This window comes from Herbaspirillum rhizosphaerae (assembly GCF_001189965.1).
Lineage (GTDB): Bacteria > Pseudomonadota > Gammaproteobacteria > Burkholderiales > Burkholderiaceae_D > Herbaspirillum > Herbaspirillum rhizosphaerae.
Genome location: NZ_LFLU01000003.1, coordinates 207,384 through 222,638, shown reverse-complemented (window position 1 = coordinate 222,638; position 15,255 = coordinate 207,384). Strand labels below are relative to the sequence as shown.

The window sequence follows — 15,255 nt, the reverse complement described above, 5'->3', positions numbered from 1 at the left end:
CCTGCCGCAGACAACAAAGCCCGCGATGCGGGCTTTTTTCTTGCGCGGAATCGCTCAGATCCAGACGTCGTTCTGCCGCGTGCGGTCGCTCTCTTCGTTGCCGGTATTGACCACACCGCGCGGCTCGACCAGCAGGATCTTGGTTTCTCTCTCGGCGTAAGGTTTGTGCTGGACGCCTTTCGGAATGACGAACATTTCCCCGGCGCCGAGGTGCACCGCGCCGTCGCGAAAGTCGATGCGCAGCTTGCCTTCGAGGACGATGAATACTTCATCGGTATCGGCGTGGTCGTGCCAGATGAATTCGCCTTCCAGTTTGGCGAGTTTGAACTGGTAGTCGTTCATTTCAGCGATGACGCGCTGCGACCATTGTTCGCTGAACAGCGACAGTTTCTGGGCGAAGTTGATGGCCTGGTAATCGCGGCCGGCAGTGGCGGGTGATGTGCTGCTGGTGGACATGTTCTGCTCCTGTATCAATCAATGACAAGGAGCCAGATTACCCGGCCTGTGCGGCGCGGTCTTGAACGATCGTGCAACTTCCTGTTGCGGTCTTACCTGCCCGGTTTCACCATCCGCAGCCAGCGCGCCGGAGCGATGCCGTAGGTCTTGGTGAACAGCCGCGTCATGTGGCTCTGGTCGGCGAAACCTGCCATCGCGGCGACTTCAGCCAGCGACTGGCCTTGCGCCATGAGGCGGCGCGCCAGGTCCAGACGGCGCATGCTCAGGTAGCGATAGGGACTGGTGCCGAAAAAACTGCGGAAGTCGCGCGTCAGGCTCCAGCGGTCGCGGCCGCAGGACTGCGCCAGTTCGTCGAGCGTGAGCGTGCGGTCCAGCGCGGCGTGGATGTATTCGCGGGCGCGTTGCGCCGCCAGGAAGTCGGCGGCGTGGCGACGGGGGCGTTTTCCCGATACCGCATTCATCGCCGCAGCCAGCTCAAAAATGCCGTCGTCCTGCTGCAACGGTTCGACGTCGCCATCCATTTGCGCCAGCAGATTCCTGAGCGCATGGAACATGCGCGGGTCGGTCGAAATACCGCCTTCGATGAAGGGCAAGGCAACGCCGCCCAGCGCATCCTGCAGCACCGCCGGTTCGACATACAGCATGCGGTAACGGAATCCCACCTCGGTGCCGGCCTGGCCGTCGTGCGGCTCGTCGGGGTACAGCGCCATGCTGTTGCCCGGCAGGCTGTTGCGCAGGGATTTCTTGTACTGGAAAGATTGCACGCCCGCCATGGTGATGCCGAGCGCATAGGTGTCGTGGCGATGCATGGCGTAGCCGCTGCCATGGAAGAAGGCTTCGATGCGCTCCACGCCGGACGACTGCGTGCGCAGTATCCAGTCTTTGCCTTGATCGCGGTTTTCCATGAGTGCTCCTGCCAACGCTGTTTTACTGCCTTGCTGCGACCTTATTCCTTGTCCTTCTTGACCAATTGTTTTTCGAATGCGGTATCGAGCTTGCTGATGCGCTTCGGCTTTTGCGGGCCGTAGGCATTGACGAAGGCCACGAATTCATCGAGCGGCAAGGGTTCGCTGAGTTTTTCGACCGGGTTGCCGGCAACGCGCTGCACCAGAAAAAACAATTCGCTCGACGTGCGCACCATGGAATATTGCTTGGTTTCCGCACGCGTGTTCAGGCGCTCGATGGCGCCGGTGGCTCTGGTGGATCTCATGCTGCCTCCTCCTTACAGGATCAGTTGCCAGTAGGCGACATCGATCCATTGATCGTGCTTCTTGCCGACCTCGGCGAAGTGCGCGACTTTGACGAAGCCCATCTTCTCGTGCAAAGCGATGCTGCCCGCATTCGGCAAGGCAATGCCGCCCATCACCGCATGCACGCCGAGCGCCTTCAGTTGCGTGAACAAGGCGCCATACAGCCTGGAGCCGATACCCTTGCCGCCGCTACCCTGCGCCATGTAGACCGAACTCTCGACCGAATGCTGATACGCCTTGCGCACCTTCCATTTGGCGGCATAGGCATAACCAAGGATACGCCCCTCTTCTTCATACACCAACCAGGGAAATTGCGAGGATATCTCGGTGATGCGGCCTTCCATCTCGGTGACCGGGACGGCTTCCAGCTCAAAGCTGATGACGGTGTTCAGGACGTAGTAGTTGTAAATTTCACAAATGGCGGCGGCATCGGCGACAGTCGCCGGGCGAATCGAAAAGCTCATGGAAGATAGCGAGGAGGAAAATTTGATAACACGTAGTGTAACCAAATTGCAGGCGTCCGGCGCATTCAGGAAAATTCGCCGGACGCCCGTTCCGCCTTAACCCAGCAAAGCAGCCTTGATCTGCTGCAAGGAACCCGGATCCTCGATCGTCGTCAGGTCGCCCGGATCGCGGCCTTCGCAAATTGCCTGGATGGAACGACGCAGCAGCTTGCCGGAACGCGTCTTCGGCAGCAGGCTGACGAAGTGCACGCGCGACGGCCGGCCGACGGCGCCGATCTGCTTGTCGACCACGCGCATGATTTCCGCTTCCAGCGCTTGCCGGCCTTCCGGCGTGGCAATGCCGTCGGCTTTCTTCGGGATCACGAAGGCGATGGCGACCTGGCCTTTGAGCTTGTCCTCGACGCCGACCACGGCCACTTCCGAGACGTTGGTATGACTCGAAATACTCTCTTCGATTTCGCGCGTGCCGAGGCGATGGCCGGCGACATTGATCACGTCGTCGGTGCGCCCGAGGATGAAGTAATAGCCGTCCTCATCGCGAATGCCCCAGTCGAAGGTCGAATACACCGGCGTGCTGAAATTGGACCAGTAGGTATGCACGAAACGCGCATCGTCGCGATACACGGTCTGCATGCAACCCGGCGGCAGCGGTCCTTCGATCACCACCACGCCCTTCTCGTTGGGGCCGCACAGCTCGCCGGTGGATTCGTTCATGATGTGCATCTTGTAGCCGTACAGCGGCACGCCCGGGCTGCCCAGCCGCGTGGGCTTGTCGTCGACGCCTTTGGCGATCGACAAAATGGGCCAGCCGCTTTCGGTCTGCCAATAGTTGTCGATGACCGGCACCCCCAGCGCAGTGGAAATCCAGTTCGAGGTCGTCTCGTCCAGCGGTTCGCCCGCGAGGTACAAACTCTTGAGCGAGGACAGGTCGTATCGGCTCATGAATTCCGGCGGGTGCTTCTTCAGCACGCGGATCGCCGTCGGCGAAGAAAACATGCGCGTGACCTTGTACTTTTCCACCAGGCTCCACCAGATGCCGGCGTCCGGCGTTTCTTTGGGCAATACCGGCAGTCCTTCATAGAGGATCGTCGCCATGCCCGCCATCAGCGGCCCATAGACGATGTAAGAGTGACCGACCACCCAGCCGATGTCGGAGGTGCAGAAATAGGTCTCGCCCGGATTGCCGCAAAACACATGCTGCATGGACGCCGTCAGCGCCACCGCGTAGCCGCCGACGTCGCGCTGCACGCCTTTCGGCTTGCCGGTGGTGCCGGAGGTGTACAGGATGTAGGACGGCTCGTTCGATTCCAGCCACACCACAGGGACTTGCTTGTCGAGATGCTGCGCCCGTGCCGAGGCGTAGTCGACGTCCCGGCCATCGGTACGCGCCATCGCCGCCAGGCCGCGATCCGCCAGCAGGACGTGCGCCGGCTTGTGTTGCGCCAGCCGGATGGCTTCGTCGAGCAAGCCTTTGTAAGGCACCACTTTACCGCCGCGCGAACCGGCATCGGCGGAGACGATCAGCGTCGGCTGCGCATCGTCGATACGCGTCGCCAGGCTGTTGGAGGCGAAGCCGCCGAACACCACCGAATGCACGGCGCCGATACGCGCGCACGCCAGCATGGCAAATACCGCTTCAGCGATCATCGGCATGTAGATCAGAACGCGATCGCCGCGCTGCACGCCCAGCGTTTGCATGGTCGCGGCCATGGCGCTGACTTCGCGGTGCAGCTCGCGGAAGGTATAGGTTTTCTCTGTATCGGTTTCCGTCGAGACGGCAATCAACGCCGCCTGATCGCCGCGCTGCGCGAGATGCCGGTCGATGGCGTTGTGGCACAGATTGGTCGCGCCGCCGACAAACCAGCGCGCAAATGGTGGCCGCGAATAGTCGAGGGTTTTTCCGAATGGCGTATGCCAGTCGACGCGCCGGGCCTCGCCGGCCCAGAAGGTATCGGGATCGTCGACGGACTGCTGGTAAAACGATGCGAAATTCATGATGTCTCCTCATGGCAGTCGGATGCTTATGGATATCGGCACGGCATCTTTTGACTGCTATTTATAAGTTGTTGTGCATCCTCAATGTGCCAGAGCTTGCTTACACTCACCTTAACTCAAGCGTGTCATTCTCATGCCGGCACAGAGAGAATCCGGCGAATCGGAACGGCAAGCTTCTGCGGATCGATGTACGAGGCGCAAACGATGTCGACTGCGGCATTGCCTAATTCTCGTAATCAAAATGTCATCATTTCCCCCACAGCAACCCTACGTTGCGAAAGTACGACTGATGACGCGAGTCACCTTCCGCTTTGTGCGAGATTTCGTTGTTGCAGCCTCAGGGCTCTGCTATATATGTGCTGTGCATACTACGTATATTTCAACTCTTGATCCATGTTGACAATATTCAAACAGCGCACGAGTACCATCCATACAAAAAGCGGGGACGACGAATCAGTCGCGCCGTCACCTGCTTAAGCTTTTCCTCGCTCATGTCATTTCCTCGAGAAATACGCTGCCCTCGCCAAAACGACGGCAGCTGAAAACGTTCGGTAGACAACAGAAGATTGTTGTCGCTCCTCATGCCTACCGAAAACGATCTCTATTTTTCAAGGAAAAACAACATGTTCAACAATATGAAAATCGGCGTCCGGCTGGCCTTGGGTTTCGGCTTCGTCCTGCTGATGTCGGCGGTCATTGCCACCTGCAGCGTCAGCGCCCAGCGCTCGATGATGAACAGCTTCAACGTACTGACTGACGAAATCTGGCCGAAATCGAATATCGCGTACCAGAACATTCAGGACGCCTACGATTATGCCCGTGCGTTTTCCTTCATCGTCACAGCGGAAGGCAACGCCAACGCCTCCACGAAAGCGCTGGAGAACGCGCATGCCCGTCTCGATGACACGGTCAAATCGGTCAACGAAAACGTCAAAAAACTGGAAAGCATGACGCTCGACGATGCCGAAAAAACACTGATCGGCAAAGTCAAGGAACGACGTGCGGCCTATGGTGAAAGCCGCAAGCAAGTATTGCAGCTCAAAGCCCAGGGACAGAATGAAAAAGCCTTGCTGCTCATGTTTACCGAGACGAATGATCTGCAGACGGCATATATCAATGCATGGAAAGACTTCATCCGCTTCGAGCAATCGCAGATCAACAACGGCATACAGACCGTCGATCATACTTACGATTCGGCGCAGTTTCTGCTGTTCGGATCATTGCTTGCCGCCCTTGTCATCGGCAGTGCAATCGGCGTCGTGATTACCCGCAAGCTGCTGCGCGCGCTCGGTGGAGAACCGACCTACACCGCCCAAATCGCCGAGAGAATTGCGAATGGAGATCTGGCTGTCCATGTGACGACAAAAGATGGCGACAAGACGAGCCTGCTGTTCTCTATCCGCAAGATGCGCGACAATCTGGCCGACGTCGTGGGCCAGATTCGCGCCGGCACAGACACCATCGCCACGGCAGCCGGAGAAATTGCCAGCGGCAACATGGATTTGTCGTCACGCACCGAAGCACAAGCCAGCGCGCTCGAACAAACATCGGCATCGATGGTGGAACTGACCACGACGGTCAAACAGAATTCCGCCAATGCCCATCAGGCCAATCAACTCGCCGTGTCGGCCTCTGAAATTGCAAGCAAAGGCGGCAGCGTCGTCACGGAAGTCATCGAGACCATGGGATCGATCAACGATTCTTCGAAGAGGATCGTCGACATTATCAGCGTCATCGACGGCATCGCTTTTCAAACCAATATTCTCGCACTCAATGCCGCAGTCGAAGCCGCCCGTGCTGGCGAACAAGGCCGCGGTTTTGCCGTCGTCGCATCGGAGGTGCGGACGCTGGCGCAACGATCCGCCGGCGCGGCCAAGGAAATCAAGCAGCTCATCGACGACTCCGTGCAGAAAGTGGATCAGGGAACGAAATTGGTGGATCAGGCCGGCAGCACCATGTCCGATATCGTGGCGAGCATAGCCGGCGTGGCCACCATCATCAGCGAAATCAGCAGCGCCAGCCATGAGCAAACTGCCGGCATCCAGCAAATCAATCAGGCGATCACACAGCTCGATGAAGGTACGCAACAAAATGCGGCGCTGGTGGAGCAAGCGGCAGCGGCATCTCAATCGCTGCGCGAACAGGCCGACAAGCTGATTAACGTCGTCCAGATTTTCAAGCTCGGTCAGGAAGTGGCGACAAGCACGTCGCCTCATGTTGAGAGCAGCCCTCCGGCAGCCCGGCTGCGGCCGGCCCAAACCGCCAGGCGACCGGCACCAGTCAAAGCCAGACCGGCGCTCGCCGTCGCCGGGATCAGCAGCAACCAGGTCACGGCCACTACCGGCGACTGGGAACAGTTTTAATTTCGCCAGGTTCAACCGCGTATGCGAGGAGAGCGCAAGCGATGATGTTCATTGCCGCAATGAACATCGGCAAGATGTATAAAAAAAGGATGCCGCGGCATCCTTTTTTTGATTCTGCGATCAGCGCGTCTTGCAATCGTTCGCCAACTGCTGGCCGATCTTCGAATTGAGTAACATCGATTTCGACGGGATCTGTATCCAGACCAGGCCGTCGCCCTTGTCTTCAAAACGCAGCGCGCCGGTGGAGGTCGATACCGGCGTCATCTTGTAGGTGCTGCCCTTCCACACCAGGCTCACATTGTTGGAAGCGTCCACTTTGACTTCCACCTTGTTGCCCATTTCGCAGGAGAAGGAGCCTGTCGCCAGCCGGCCGGCCCAGGCAGGATTGACGGCTGCTGCAACCGGTTGCAGCGGCGCCGGCACCGGCTTGGTTTCGGTCAGCGGCACTGTTTCAGCGCAGGCAGCAAGCAGGATGGATACAGTCAGTACAGAAGCGCGTTGCAAGAAAGTCATGTTTTAATCCAGTGCGGGGGAAAAAAGAGAATATGAGGAGAATGTGGACGGCATCTTACCAACTTTCGTTCCCTTATCTCGTTTTCCCGCCACTGAAATGCACCATGTTTTCCGCCATTTCCCCGACTATTTCCGAGTGCCGATCAGAACGCGTCGCCGGGAACCCGCACCCAGCCTTCCATCAGCACGCGTGCACTGCGGCTCATGATGGCTTTGGTGACGCTCCACTCGCCGTCGATCAGTTTCGCCTCGGCGCCGACACGCAAGGTGCCGGAGGGATGACCGAAACGCACCGCCGTGCGTTCGCCGCCGCCTGCCGCCAGATTGACCAGCGTGCCGGGAACCGCCGCGGCCGTCCCGATCGCCACTGCCGCCGTGCCCATCATGGCGTGGTGCAGCTTGCCCATGGACATGGCGCGCACCAGCAGGTCGACGTCGCCGGCAGCGACCTTCTTGCCGCTGGAGGCGACATAGTCGCGCGGGGTGGCGACGAAGGCCACCTTGGGCGTGTGCTGGCGTTTGGCGGCTTCATCGACGTGCTTGATCAGCCCCATGCGCACCGCGCCGTGGGCACGGATGGTCTCGAACATCGCCAGCGCTTTCGGATCGCTGTTGATGGCGTCCTGCAGTTCGGCGCCGGTGTAGCCGATGTCTTCCGCGTTCAGGAAAATCGCCGGGATGCCGGCATTGATCATGGTCGCCTTGAAGGTGCCGACACCCGGCACTTCCAGGTCGTCGACCAGATTGCCGGTGGGAAACATCGAGCCGCCGGCATCTCCTTCGCCTTCATCCGCCGGGTCGAGAAACTCCAGCTGCACTTCCGCCGCCGGAAAGGTCACGCCGTCGAGTTCGAAGTCGCCGGTTTCCTGCACCTGACCGTCGGTGATGGTCACGTGCGCGATGATGGTCTTGCCGATGTTGGCTTGCCAGATGCGCACGGTGCAGGTGCCGTTCATCGGTACGCGGTCGGGATCGATCAGGCCGTTGCTGATGGCGAACGGACCGACTGCCGCCGACAGGTTGCCGCAGTTGCCGCTCCAGTCGACGAAGGCGCTGTCGATCGCCACCTGGCCGAACAGATAGTCGACATCGTGACCGGGACGGCCGGACTTGGACAGGATGACGGTTTTGCTGGTGCTGGAAGTTGCTCCACCCATGCCGTCGATCTGCTTGCCGTAAGGATCGGGGCTGCCGATGACGCGCATCAGCAAGGCATCGCGCGCGGCGCCCGGTTGCTGAGCGGACGCCGGCAAGTCCTGCAGGCGGAAGAACACGCCTTTGCTGGTGCCGCCGCGGATATAGGTGGCGGGGATTTTGATTTGCGGTACGTGGTTCATATCATGTGTCCTGTCTGCTTGAGCACCAGTATTAAGCGGCCTTGACCGTCGACGCCAGGAAGTCCTGCGCGAAACGCTGCAGCACGCCGCCGGCTTCATAGATCGAGACTTCTTCCGCAGTATCGAGACGGCAAGTCATCGTCACCTCGACACGCTCGCCGTTCTTGCGCGTGATGACCAGCGTCAGATCGGCGCGCGGCGTGCGCTTGCCGATCACGTCGAAGGTTTCGGTGCCGTCGATGCCCAGCGTCTTGCGCGTCACGCCCGGTTTGAACTCCAGCGGCAACACGCCCATCCCGATCAGGTTGGTGCGATGGATACGCTCGAAGCCTTCGGCAGCGATCACTTCCACGCCCGCCAGACGTACGCCTTTCGCCGCCCAGTCGCGCGACGAACCCTGGCCGTAGTCGGCGCCGGCGACGATGATCAGCGGCTGCTTGCGGTTCATGTAGGTTTCAATGGCTTCCCACATGCGCATGACCTGGCCTTCCGGCTCGACGCGGGCCAGCGAACCCTTCTTGACTTCGCCGTTGACGACCGCCATCTCGTTGACCAGTTGCGGATTGGCGAAAGTGGCGCGCAATGCCGTCAGGTGGTCGCCGCGATGGGTGGCGTACGAGTTGAAGTCTTCTTCCGGCAAGCCCATCTTGGTCAGGTATTCGCCGGCGGCGGAATCGGCCAGGATGGCGTTGGACGGAGACAGGTGGTCGGTGGTGATGTTGTCCGGCAGCACCGCCAGCGCGCGCATGCCGGTCATGGTGCGCTCGCCTGCCAGCGCGCCTTCCCAGTATGGCGGACGGCGGATGTAGGTGCTCATCGCGCGCCAGTCGTACAGCGGGCTGACCTTCTCGCCGTTGTCGGCCTGCACGGCGAACATCGGCGTATAGACGTTGCGGAACTGTTGCGGCTTGACCGAGGACTTGACCACGGCATCGATCTCTTCGTCGGCAGGCCAGATATCCTTGAGGCGGATTTCCTTGCCGTCGACCACGGCCAGCACATCCTTCTCGATGTCGAAGCGGATGGTGCCGGCGATCGCATACGCCACCACCAGCGGCGGCGACGCCAGGAAGGCTTGCTTGGCGTAAGGATGGATGCGTCCGTCGAAGTTGCGGTTGCCGGACAACACGGCTGTCGTGTACAGATCGCGGTCGACGATTTCTTTCTGGATGACAGGATCGAGCGCACCCGACATGCCGTTGCAGGTGGTGCAGGCAAAGGCGACGATGCCGAAGCCCAGCTTTTCCAACTCGGTGCCCAGACCGGCTTCGTCGAGGTAAAGCTCGACGGTCTTGGATCCCGGCGCCAGCGACGACTTGACCCACGGCTTGCGGGTCAGGCCGAGCTTGTTGGCATTGCGCGCCAGCAGCCCGGCGGCGATCACGTTGCGCGGATTGCTGGTGTTGGTGCAGCTGGTGATGGCAGCGATGATGACCGCGCCGTCGGGCATCAGGCCTTCGGCTTCCTGCGCTTGCGCCTTGTCGAGATCGACGGCGATGCCGCGCTCGGCCAGCGTCGACACCGGCAGGCGGCGATGCGGATTGGATGGGCCGGCCAGTGTGCGCACCACAGTGGACAGATCGAACTTCAGCGTGCGCTCGTACTGCGCGGAGGCCAGGCTGTCGGCCCACAGGCCTGCTTCCCTGGCATAGATCTCCACCAGCTTGACCTGCTCGTCGTCGCGCCCGGTGAGCTTGAGGTAATCGATGGTTTGCTGGTCGATGAAGAACATCGCCGCAGTCGCACCGTATTCCGGCGCCATGTTGGAGATCGTGGCGCGGTCGCCCAGTGTCAGGGCCGAAGCGCCCTCGCCGCGGAACTCCAGGTAAGCGCCGACCACTTTTTCCTTGCGCAGGAATTCGGTCAGCGACAGCACGACGTCGGTTGCGGTGATGCCGGGTTGCGGCTTGCCGGAGAGTTCGACGCCGATGATTTCCGGCAGCCGCATCCACGATGCGCGGCCCAGCATGACGTTCTCGGCTTCGAGGCCGCCGACGCCGACGGCGATCACGCCCAGTGCGTCGACGTGCGGCGTGTGGCTGTCGGTGCCGACGCAAGTATCCGGATAGGCCAGGCCGTTGTCGTTATGAATCACCGGCGACATTTTTTCCAGATTGATCTGGTGCATGATGCCGTTGCCGGGCTGGATGACGTTGATATTTTCAAACGCCTTCTTGGTCCAGTTGATGAAATGGAAGCGGTCTTCGTTGCGGCGATCTTCGATGGCGCGGTTCTTTTCAAACGCCTGCGGATCGAAGCCGCCGCACTCCACCGCCAGCGAGTGATCGACAATCAGTTGCACCGGCACCACCGGATTCACCTTGGCCGGGTCGCCGCCCTGGTCGGCGATGGCGTCGCGCAGGCCGGCGAGATCGACCAGTGCGGTCTGGCCGAGGATGTCGTGACACACCACGCGGGCCGGGAACCATGGGAAGTCGAGCTCGCGCTTGCATTCGATGATCTGTTTCAGGCAATCGACGAGGATGGCCGGATCGCAGCGGCGCACCAGATTTTCTGCGTGCACGCGCGAGGTATAAGGCAGTGTGTTCCAGGCGCCTGGCTTGATCGATTCAACCGCGGCACGGGCGTCGAAATAATCCAGCGTGGTGCCAGGTAAAGGTTTGCGGTTTGCGGTATTCATGGCTCGGTCCCGTGAAAAACTTTAGGTAAGAGTGGCGGCCTGCGCGCCGGTCCATACCGGCGCTGCAGGCTGCAGATGTTGCGGACGTTACAGGCCTGCAGCGATTACTTGCGCTTGCTGATCGGCACGAATTTCAGATCTTCCGGACCGACATAGTTGGCCGATGGACGAATGATCTTGTTGTCGATGCGTTGCTCGATGATGTGCGCAGCCCAGCCCGAGGTGCGTGCGATCACGAACAGCGGCGTGAACATCGCCGTCGGCACGCCCATCATGTGGTACGACACGGCCGAGAACCAGTCGAGGTTGGGGAACATTTTCTTGATGTCCCACATGACGGTTTCCAGACGCTCGGCGATGTCGAACATCTTGACCGAACCGGCGTCCTTGGACAGCTTGCGCGCGACTTCCTTGATCACCTTGTTGCGCGGATCCGAGATGGTGTAGACCGGATGGCCGAAGCCGATCACGACTTCCTTGTTCTCGACGCGACGCTTGATGTCCGCTTCGGCTTCGTCGGGATTGTCGTAACGCTTCTGGATTTCAAACGCGACTTCATTGGCGCCGCCATGCTTGGGACCGCGCAGCGCGCCGATGCCGCCGGTAATGGCCGAGTACATGTCGGAGCCGGTGCCGGCGATGACGCGGCTGGCAAACGTGGAGGCATTGAATTCGTGTTCGGCGTACAGGATCAGCGAAGTATGCATCGCCTTTTCCCACAGCTCGGACGGCTTCTCGCCGTGCAGCAGATGCAGGAAGTGGCCGCCGATGGAGTCATCGTCGGTTTCGGTTTCGATTCGCTTGCCGTTCTGGCTGTAGTGATACCAGTACAGCAGCATCGAGCCCAGCGACGCCATCAGGCGGTCGGCGATGTCGCGCGCGCCGGGGGTGTTGTGGTCGTCTTTCTCGGGCAGCACACAGCCCAGTGCGGACACGCCGGTGCGCATCACGTCCATCGGATGCGATGCCGCAGGCAGCCATTCCAGCGCCGCCTTGACGTTGGCCGGCAAGCCGCGCAACGCTTTCAGTTTGGCCTTGTAGGCTTTCAGTTCAGCGCTGGTCGGCAGCTTGCCGTGCACCAGCAAGTGGGCGATTTCTTCGAACTCGCAGCTGTCGGCGACGTCGAGGATGTCGTAGCCGCGATAGTGCAGATCGTTGCCGGTCTTGCCGACGGTGCACAGCGCCGTGTTGCCTGCGGTGACGCCGGACAGGGCGACGGATTTTTTCGGTTTGAAGCCGGTTGCCGGTGCTTGTGATTCGCTCATTCGTATCTCCTTGCTGATGTAGGGATGGTGCTGTTTGAATAGGGATGCTGAGGTTGATCGTGAAGAGGCCGCTTATTTGTCGGCGTATTTCTTTTCCAGCAGATCGAACATCGGTTTGTTGACCAGACGCTGACGCTCGGCGAACGGCGTCACGAAATTCGGATCTTCGTCGAGGCGATGGGCGTCGCGCAAAATGGTCAGCGCCTTTTGCATGCCTGCCACGGCGCCTTGCAGCGCGGCGTTAGCGTACAACACAATGCCGTAGCCGAGGTCGCCCAGTTCGTCGGCGTTGAAGATCGGGGTTTTGCCGCCGATCACCAGGTTCACCAGTTGCGGCTTGTCGAGCGCTTGCGGCAGGCGGCGGATTTCTTCTGCGGTTTCGGTCGCTTCGACAAACAGGATGTCGGCGCCGGCTTCGCTGTAGCGCGCTGCGCGTTCGAGCGCATCTTCAAAACCGTGGACGCTGCGCGCATCGGTGCGCGCCATGATCAGCATGCCGTCATTGCTGCGCGCATCGACGGCGGCGTGGATCTTGCCGACCATCTCGGCGCAGGAGATGACTTCCTTGCCACTGAAGTGGCCGCAGCGCTTCGGCGAAACCTGGTCTTCCAGCTGCACGGCATCGGCGCCGGCGCGTTCCAGCGTGCGGATGGTGTGGCGCACGTTGAGCGCATTGCCGAAGCCGGTGTCGGCATCGACGATCAGCGGGATCTCTACCGCGTCGCGAATGCGCGCAGTGTGATCGGCCAGTTCATTGAGACCGATGAAGCCCTGATCCGGCATGCCGAAATACATATTGGTGACGCCGGCGCCGGTGACGTAAAGCGCTTCAAAGCCGAGATCGGCAATCACGCGCGCCGACAGCGCATTGAACGCGCCGGGGACCAGCAGGCCTTTACGCGCGTTGACTTTGTCGCGCAGGATTTGTTTTGTGGTTTGGGAGGCAGTGCTCATTTGACGTCCTTTGATTTGAGTGGCGCGCATGTTTCAGCGGGATGGATGCCCCTGCTTATTGCAATGCGCATGCCACCTCTGCCAGCACCGGATGCTGCACCGCAAAAGAAAACGATGTTTCATCGTAAGCCTGCGTCAAATCAATGACTTATGCGGTCTTTTCTCTCTGGAACGTGAATTTTTCGGACCGGCGTTCAGGACGGTGATGTGTTACATTTGAAACACTTGAAACGTTAAAATGAAACATGAAACGTCCCACTGCCCACGCCAGAGACAATAGCGACAAACCCGTCATCTGGACCGTCTCCGTATCGCGCCTGGTCGAACTGTTCCGCGACATCACGCTGGAGTTCGACGACCGCGCCGATATCGAGCCCATCCCGCTGGGTTTTGAGGATGCGGTGCGCCATATCCGCGAACGCCTCGCCACCGAACATTGCGATGCCGTGATCGCGGCAGGCTCCAACGGCGCCTATCTCAAAAGCCGCCTGTCGGTGCCCGTAATCATCGCCAAGGCCAGCGGCTTCGACGTGATGCAGGCGCTGGCCAAGGCGCGCAAGATTTCACCCGATATCGGCATGATCACGTATCAGGAAACCATGCCCTCGCTGGTCGACTTCCAGAACACCTTCGGCCTGAACATCGTGCAGCGCACCTACGCCACCGAAGAAGACGCGCGCTCGCAGATCAATGAACTGAAAGCGGCCGGCATCAAGGCCATCGTCGGCGCCGGCCTGATCACCGGCCTGGCGCAGGAAGCGGGATTGACCGGCATCTTCGTCTACTCCGCTGCCAGCATCCGCCAGGCTTTCGACGATGCGCTGGAACTGGCGCGCCTGACGCAGCTGGAGTCGACGCGCGGACGCACTTTGCCGGTGGCCGACACCTTGCGCGCCCGGCATCATCTCAACGACTTGCGCGGCGACTCTGCCGCGATGGAATCCGTGCGCCAGGCGATCACGCTGTTTGCCAAGTCCCCCGCCACCGTCCTGATCCAGGGCGAGACCGGCACCGGCAAAGAGTTGGCGGCGCAGGCGATTCATCGCGCGCATCCGCAAATGCAGGGCAAGGTGCAGGCGCATCATCCTTTCGTGGCGGTCAATTGCGGCGCGCTGGCGGAGTCGCTGCTGGAGTCGGAACTGTTCGGCTATGAGGAAGGCGCCTTCACCGGATCGCGCCGCGGCGGCCGCGCAGGTTTGTTTGAAGCGGCGCATCGCGGCACGCTCTTCCTCGATGAAATCGGCGAGATGCCGCTGCCCTTGCAAACACGTTTGCTGCGCGTGCTGGAAGAACGTGAAGTGGTGCGCGTGGGCGGCACACGCCCCATCTCTGTCAACGTGCGCATCGTCAGCGCGACGCATTGCGACCTCGACAGCCGCGTGAAAGAAGGCCGCTTCCGCGCCGACCTGTTCTATCGCCTGAGCGTGCTGCGCATGACCTTGCCGCCGCTGCGCGAACGTCCCGACGATCTGGCGCCGCTGGCCGAATGGTGCCTGAAGAATGCGCTGGCAGCGATGGACATTCGCCCGCATGCCAATCTGCACGCCGAAATCCTGCGTTGCACGCCGCTGCTGGCGCGCTACGACTGGCCCGGCAATGTGCGCGAGCTGCGCAATTTGATGGAGCGGCTGGCCTTGTTCCTGGCCGCGGAACCGTTGCAGGCCTTGACGCCGAATCTGATCTCGCGCGTCGCACCGGAGATCGTGAGCGATGATGTGTCGACAATGCGCACTGCAGCATTGCCGGCGGCGGAACAACCCGGCGCGCAGGCCGAAGAATCGCTGGAAGATGTACTCGCACGCTTCGGCGGCAATCGTGCTGCAAGCGCAAAATATCTCGGCATCAGCCGCACGACTTTATGGCGCAAACTGGGCGAAAAAAATTAACCCGGTTTTGCATCTCAGGCAGGCATCGCACATCGCATCGCCGGGCATGCGAGCGCTCTCCTTGATTCGTAGGTGAATCAACAGGAGCAACAGCCGCACGCATTCCCGCAGAATAAGAATCGCATCATGGA

12 protein-coding genes are annotated in these 15,255 nt (G+C 60.5%); 2 read left to right on the top strand and 10 right to left on the bottom strand.

Features of this window, described 5'->3' with window-relative positions:
• Positions 1-54: 54 nt before the first annotated feature.
• The 5 genes from AKL25_RS06465 to AKL25_RS06445 form a co-directional block, all read right to left on the bottom strand.
• Positions 55-456, bottom strand: a complete 402-nt coding sequence (locus tag AKL25_RS06465) for a cupin domain-containing protein (RefSeq protein WP_050476820.1) — start codon at positions 454-456, stop codon at positions 55-57.
• 92 nt (positions 457-548) lie between these two features.
• A complete protein-coding gene (locus AKL25_RS06460; protein ID WP_050476819.1) occupies positions 549-1,361 on the bottom strand; it encodes a helix-turn-helix domain-containing protein in 813 nt (270 codons plus the stop codon).
• Between the two features lie 41 nt (positions 1,362-1,402).
• Positions 1,403-1,666: a hypothetical protein gene (locus tag AKL25_RS06455; RefSeq protein ID WP_050476818.1), complete on the bottom strand. Its 264-nt coding sequence runs from the start codon at positions 1,664-1,666 to the stop codon at positions 1,403-1,405.
• A 12-nt stretch (positions 1,667-1,678) separates the two neighbouring features.
• The gene (locus tag AKL25_RS06450) at positions 1,679-2,170 is read right to left on the bottom strand and encodes an arsinothricin resistance N-acetyltransferase ArsN1 family B (RefSeq protein WP_050476817.1); all 492 of its coding nucleotides are present in this window, start codon (positions 2,168-2,170) and stop codon (positions 1,679-1,681) included.
• A 96-nt stretch (positions 2,171-2,266) separates the two neighbouring features.
• Positions 2,267-4,165, bottom strand: coding sequence for a propionate--CoA ligase (locus AKL25_RS06445; protein ID WP_050476816.1), 1,899 nt, complete (start codon positions 4,163-4,165; stop codon positions 2,267-2,269).
• A gap of 623 nt (positions 4,166-4,788) precedes the next feature.
• Between AKL25_RS06445 and AKL25_RS24735 the strand changes: the two genes are divergently transcribed.
• Positions 4,789-6,528, top strand: a complete 1,740-nt coding sequence (locus AKL25_RS24735) for a methyl-accepting chemotaxis protein (RefSeq protein WP_050476815.1) — start codon at positions 4,789-4,791, stop codon at positions 6,526-6,528.
• Positions 6,529-6,648: 120 nt separating this feature from the next.
• On the opposite strand, the gene AKL25_RS06435 is transcribed toward AKL25_RS24735, so the two are convergent.
• The 5 genes from AKL25_RS06435 to AKL25_RS06415 form a co-directional block, all read right to left on the bottom strand.
• The gene (locus tag AKL25_RS06435; protein ID WP_050476814.1) at positions 6,649-7,041 is read right to left on the bottom strand and encodes a hypothetical protein; all 393 of its coding nucleotides are present in this window, start codon (positions 7,039-7,041) and stop codon (positions 6,649-6,651) included.
• Between the two features lie 143 nt (positions 7,042-7,184).
• Entirely contained in the window at positions 7,185-8,378 is a 1,194-nt protein-coding gene (gene prpF / locus AKL25_RS06430) for a 2-methylaconitate cis-trans isomerase PrpF (RefSeq protein ID WP_050476813.1), read from the bottom strand.
• 31 nt (positions 8,379-8,409) lie between these two features.
• On the bottom strand, positions 8,410-11,019 hold the full coding sequence (gene acnD, locus AKL25_RS06425; protein WP_050476812.1) for a Fe/S-dependent 2-methylisocitrate dehydratase AcnD: 2,610 nt from the start codon (positions 11,017-11,019) through the stop codon (positions 8,410-8,412).
• 104 nt (positions 11,020-11,123) lie between these two features.
• Complete coding sequence (gene prpC, locus AKL25_RS06420; protein WP_050476811.1) at positions 11,124-12,284, bottom strand: bifunctional 2-methylcitrate synthase/citrate synthase; 1,161 nt, start codon at positions 12,282-12,284, stop codon at positions 11,124-11,126.
• Positions 12,285-12,356: 72 nt separating this feature from the next.
• Positions 12,357-13,238, bottom strand: a complete 882-nt coding sequence (locus AKL25_RS06415) for an isocitrate lyase/PEP mutase family protein (RefSeq protein ID WP_050476810.1) — start codon at positions 13,236-13,238, stop codon at positions 12,357-12,359.
• Between the two features lie 245 nt (positions 13,239-13,483).
• Here AKL25_RS06415 and prpR point away from each other — a divergent pair, with 245 nt between their 5' ends.
• A complete protein-coding gene (prpR, locus tag AKL25_RS06410; protein WP_050476809.1) occupies positions 13,484-15,124 on the top strand; it encodes a propionate catabolism operon regulatory protein PrpR in 1,641 nt (546 codons plus the stop codon).
• Positions 15,125-15,255 lie beyond the last annotated feature (131 nt).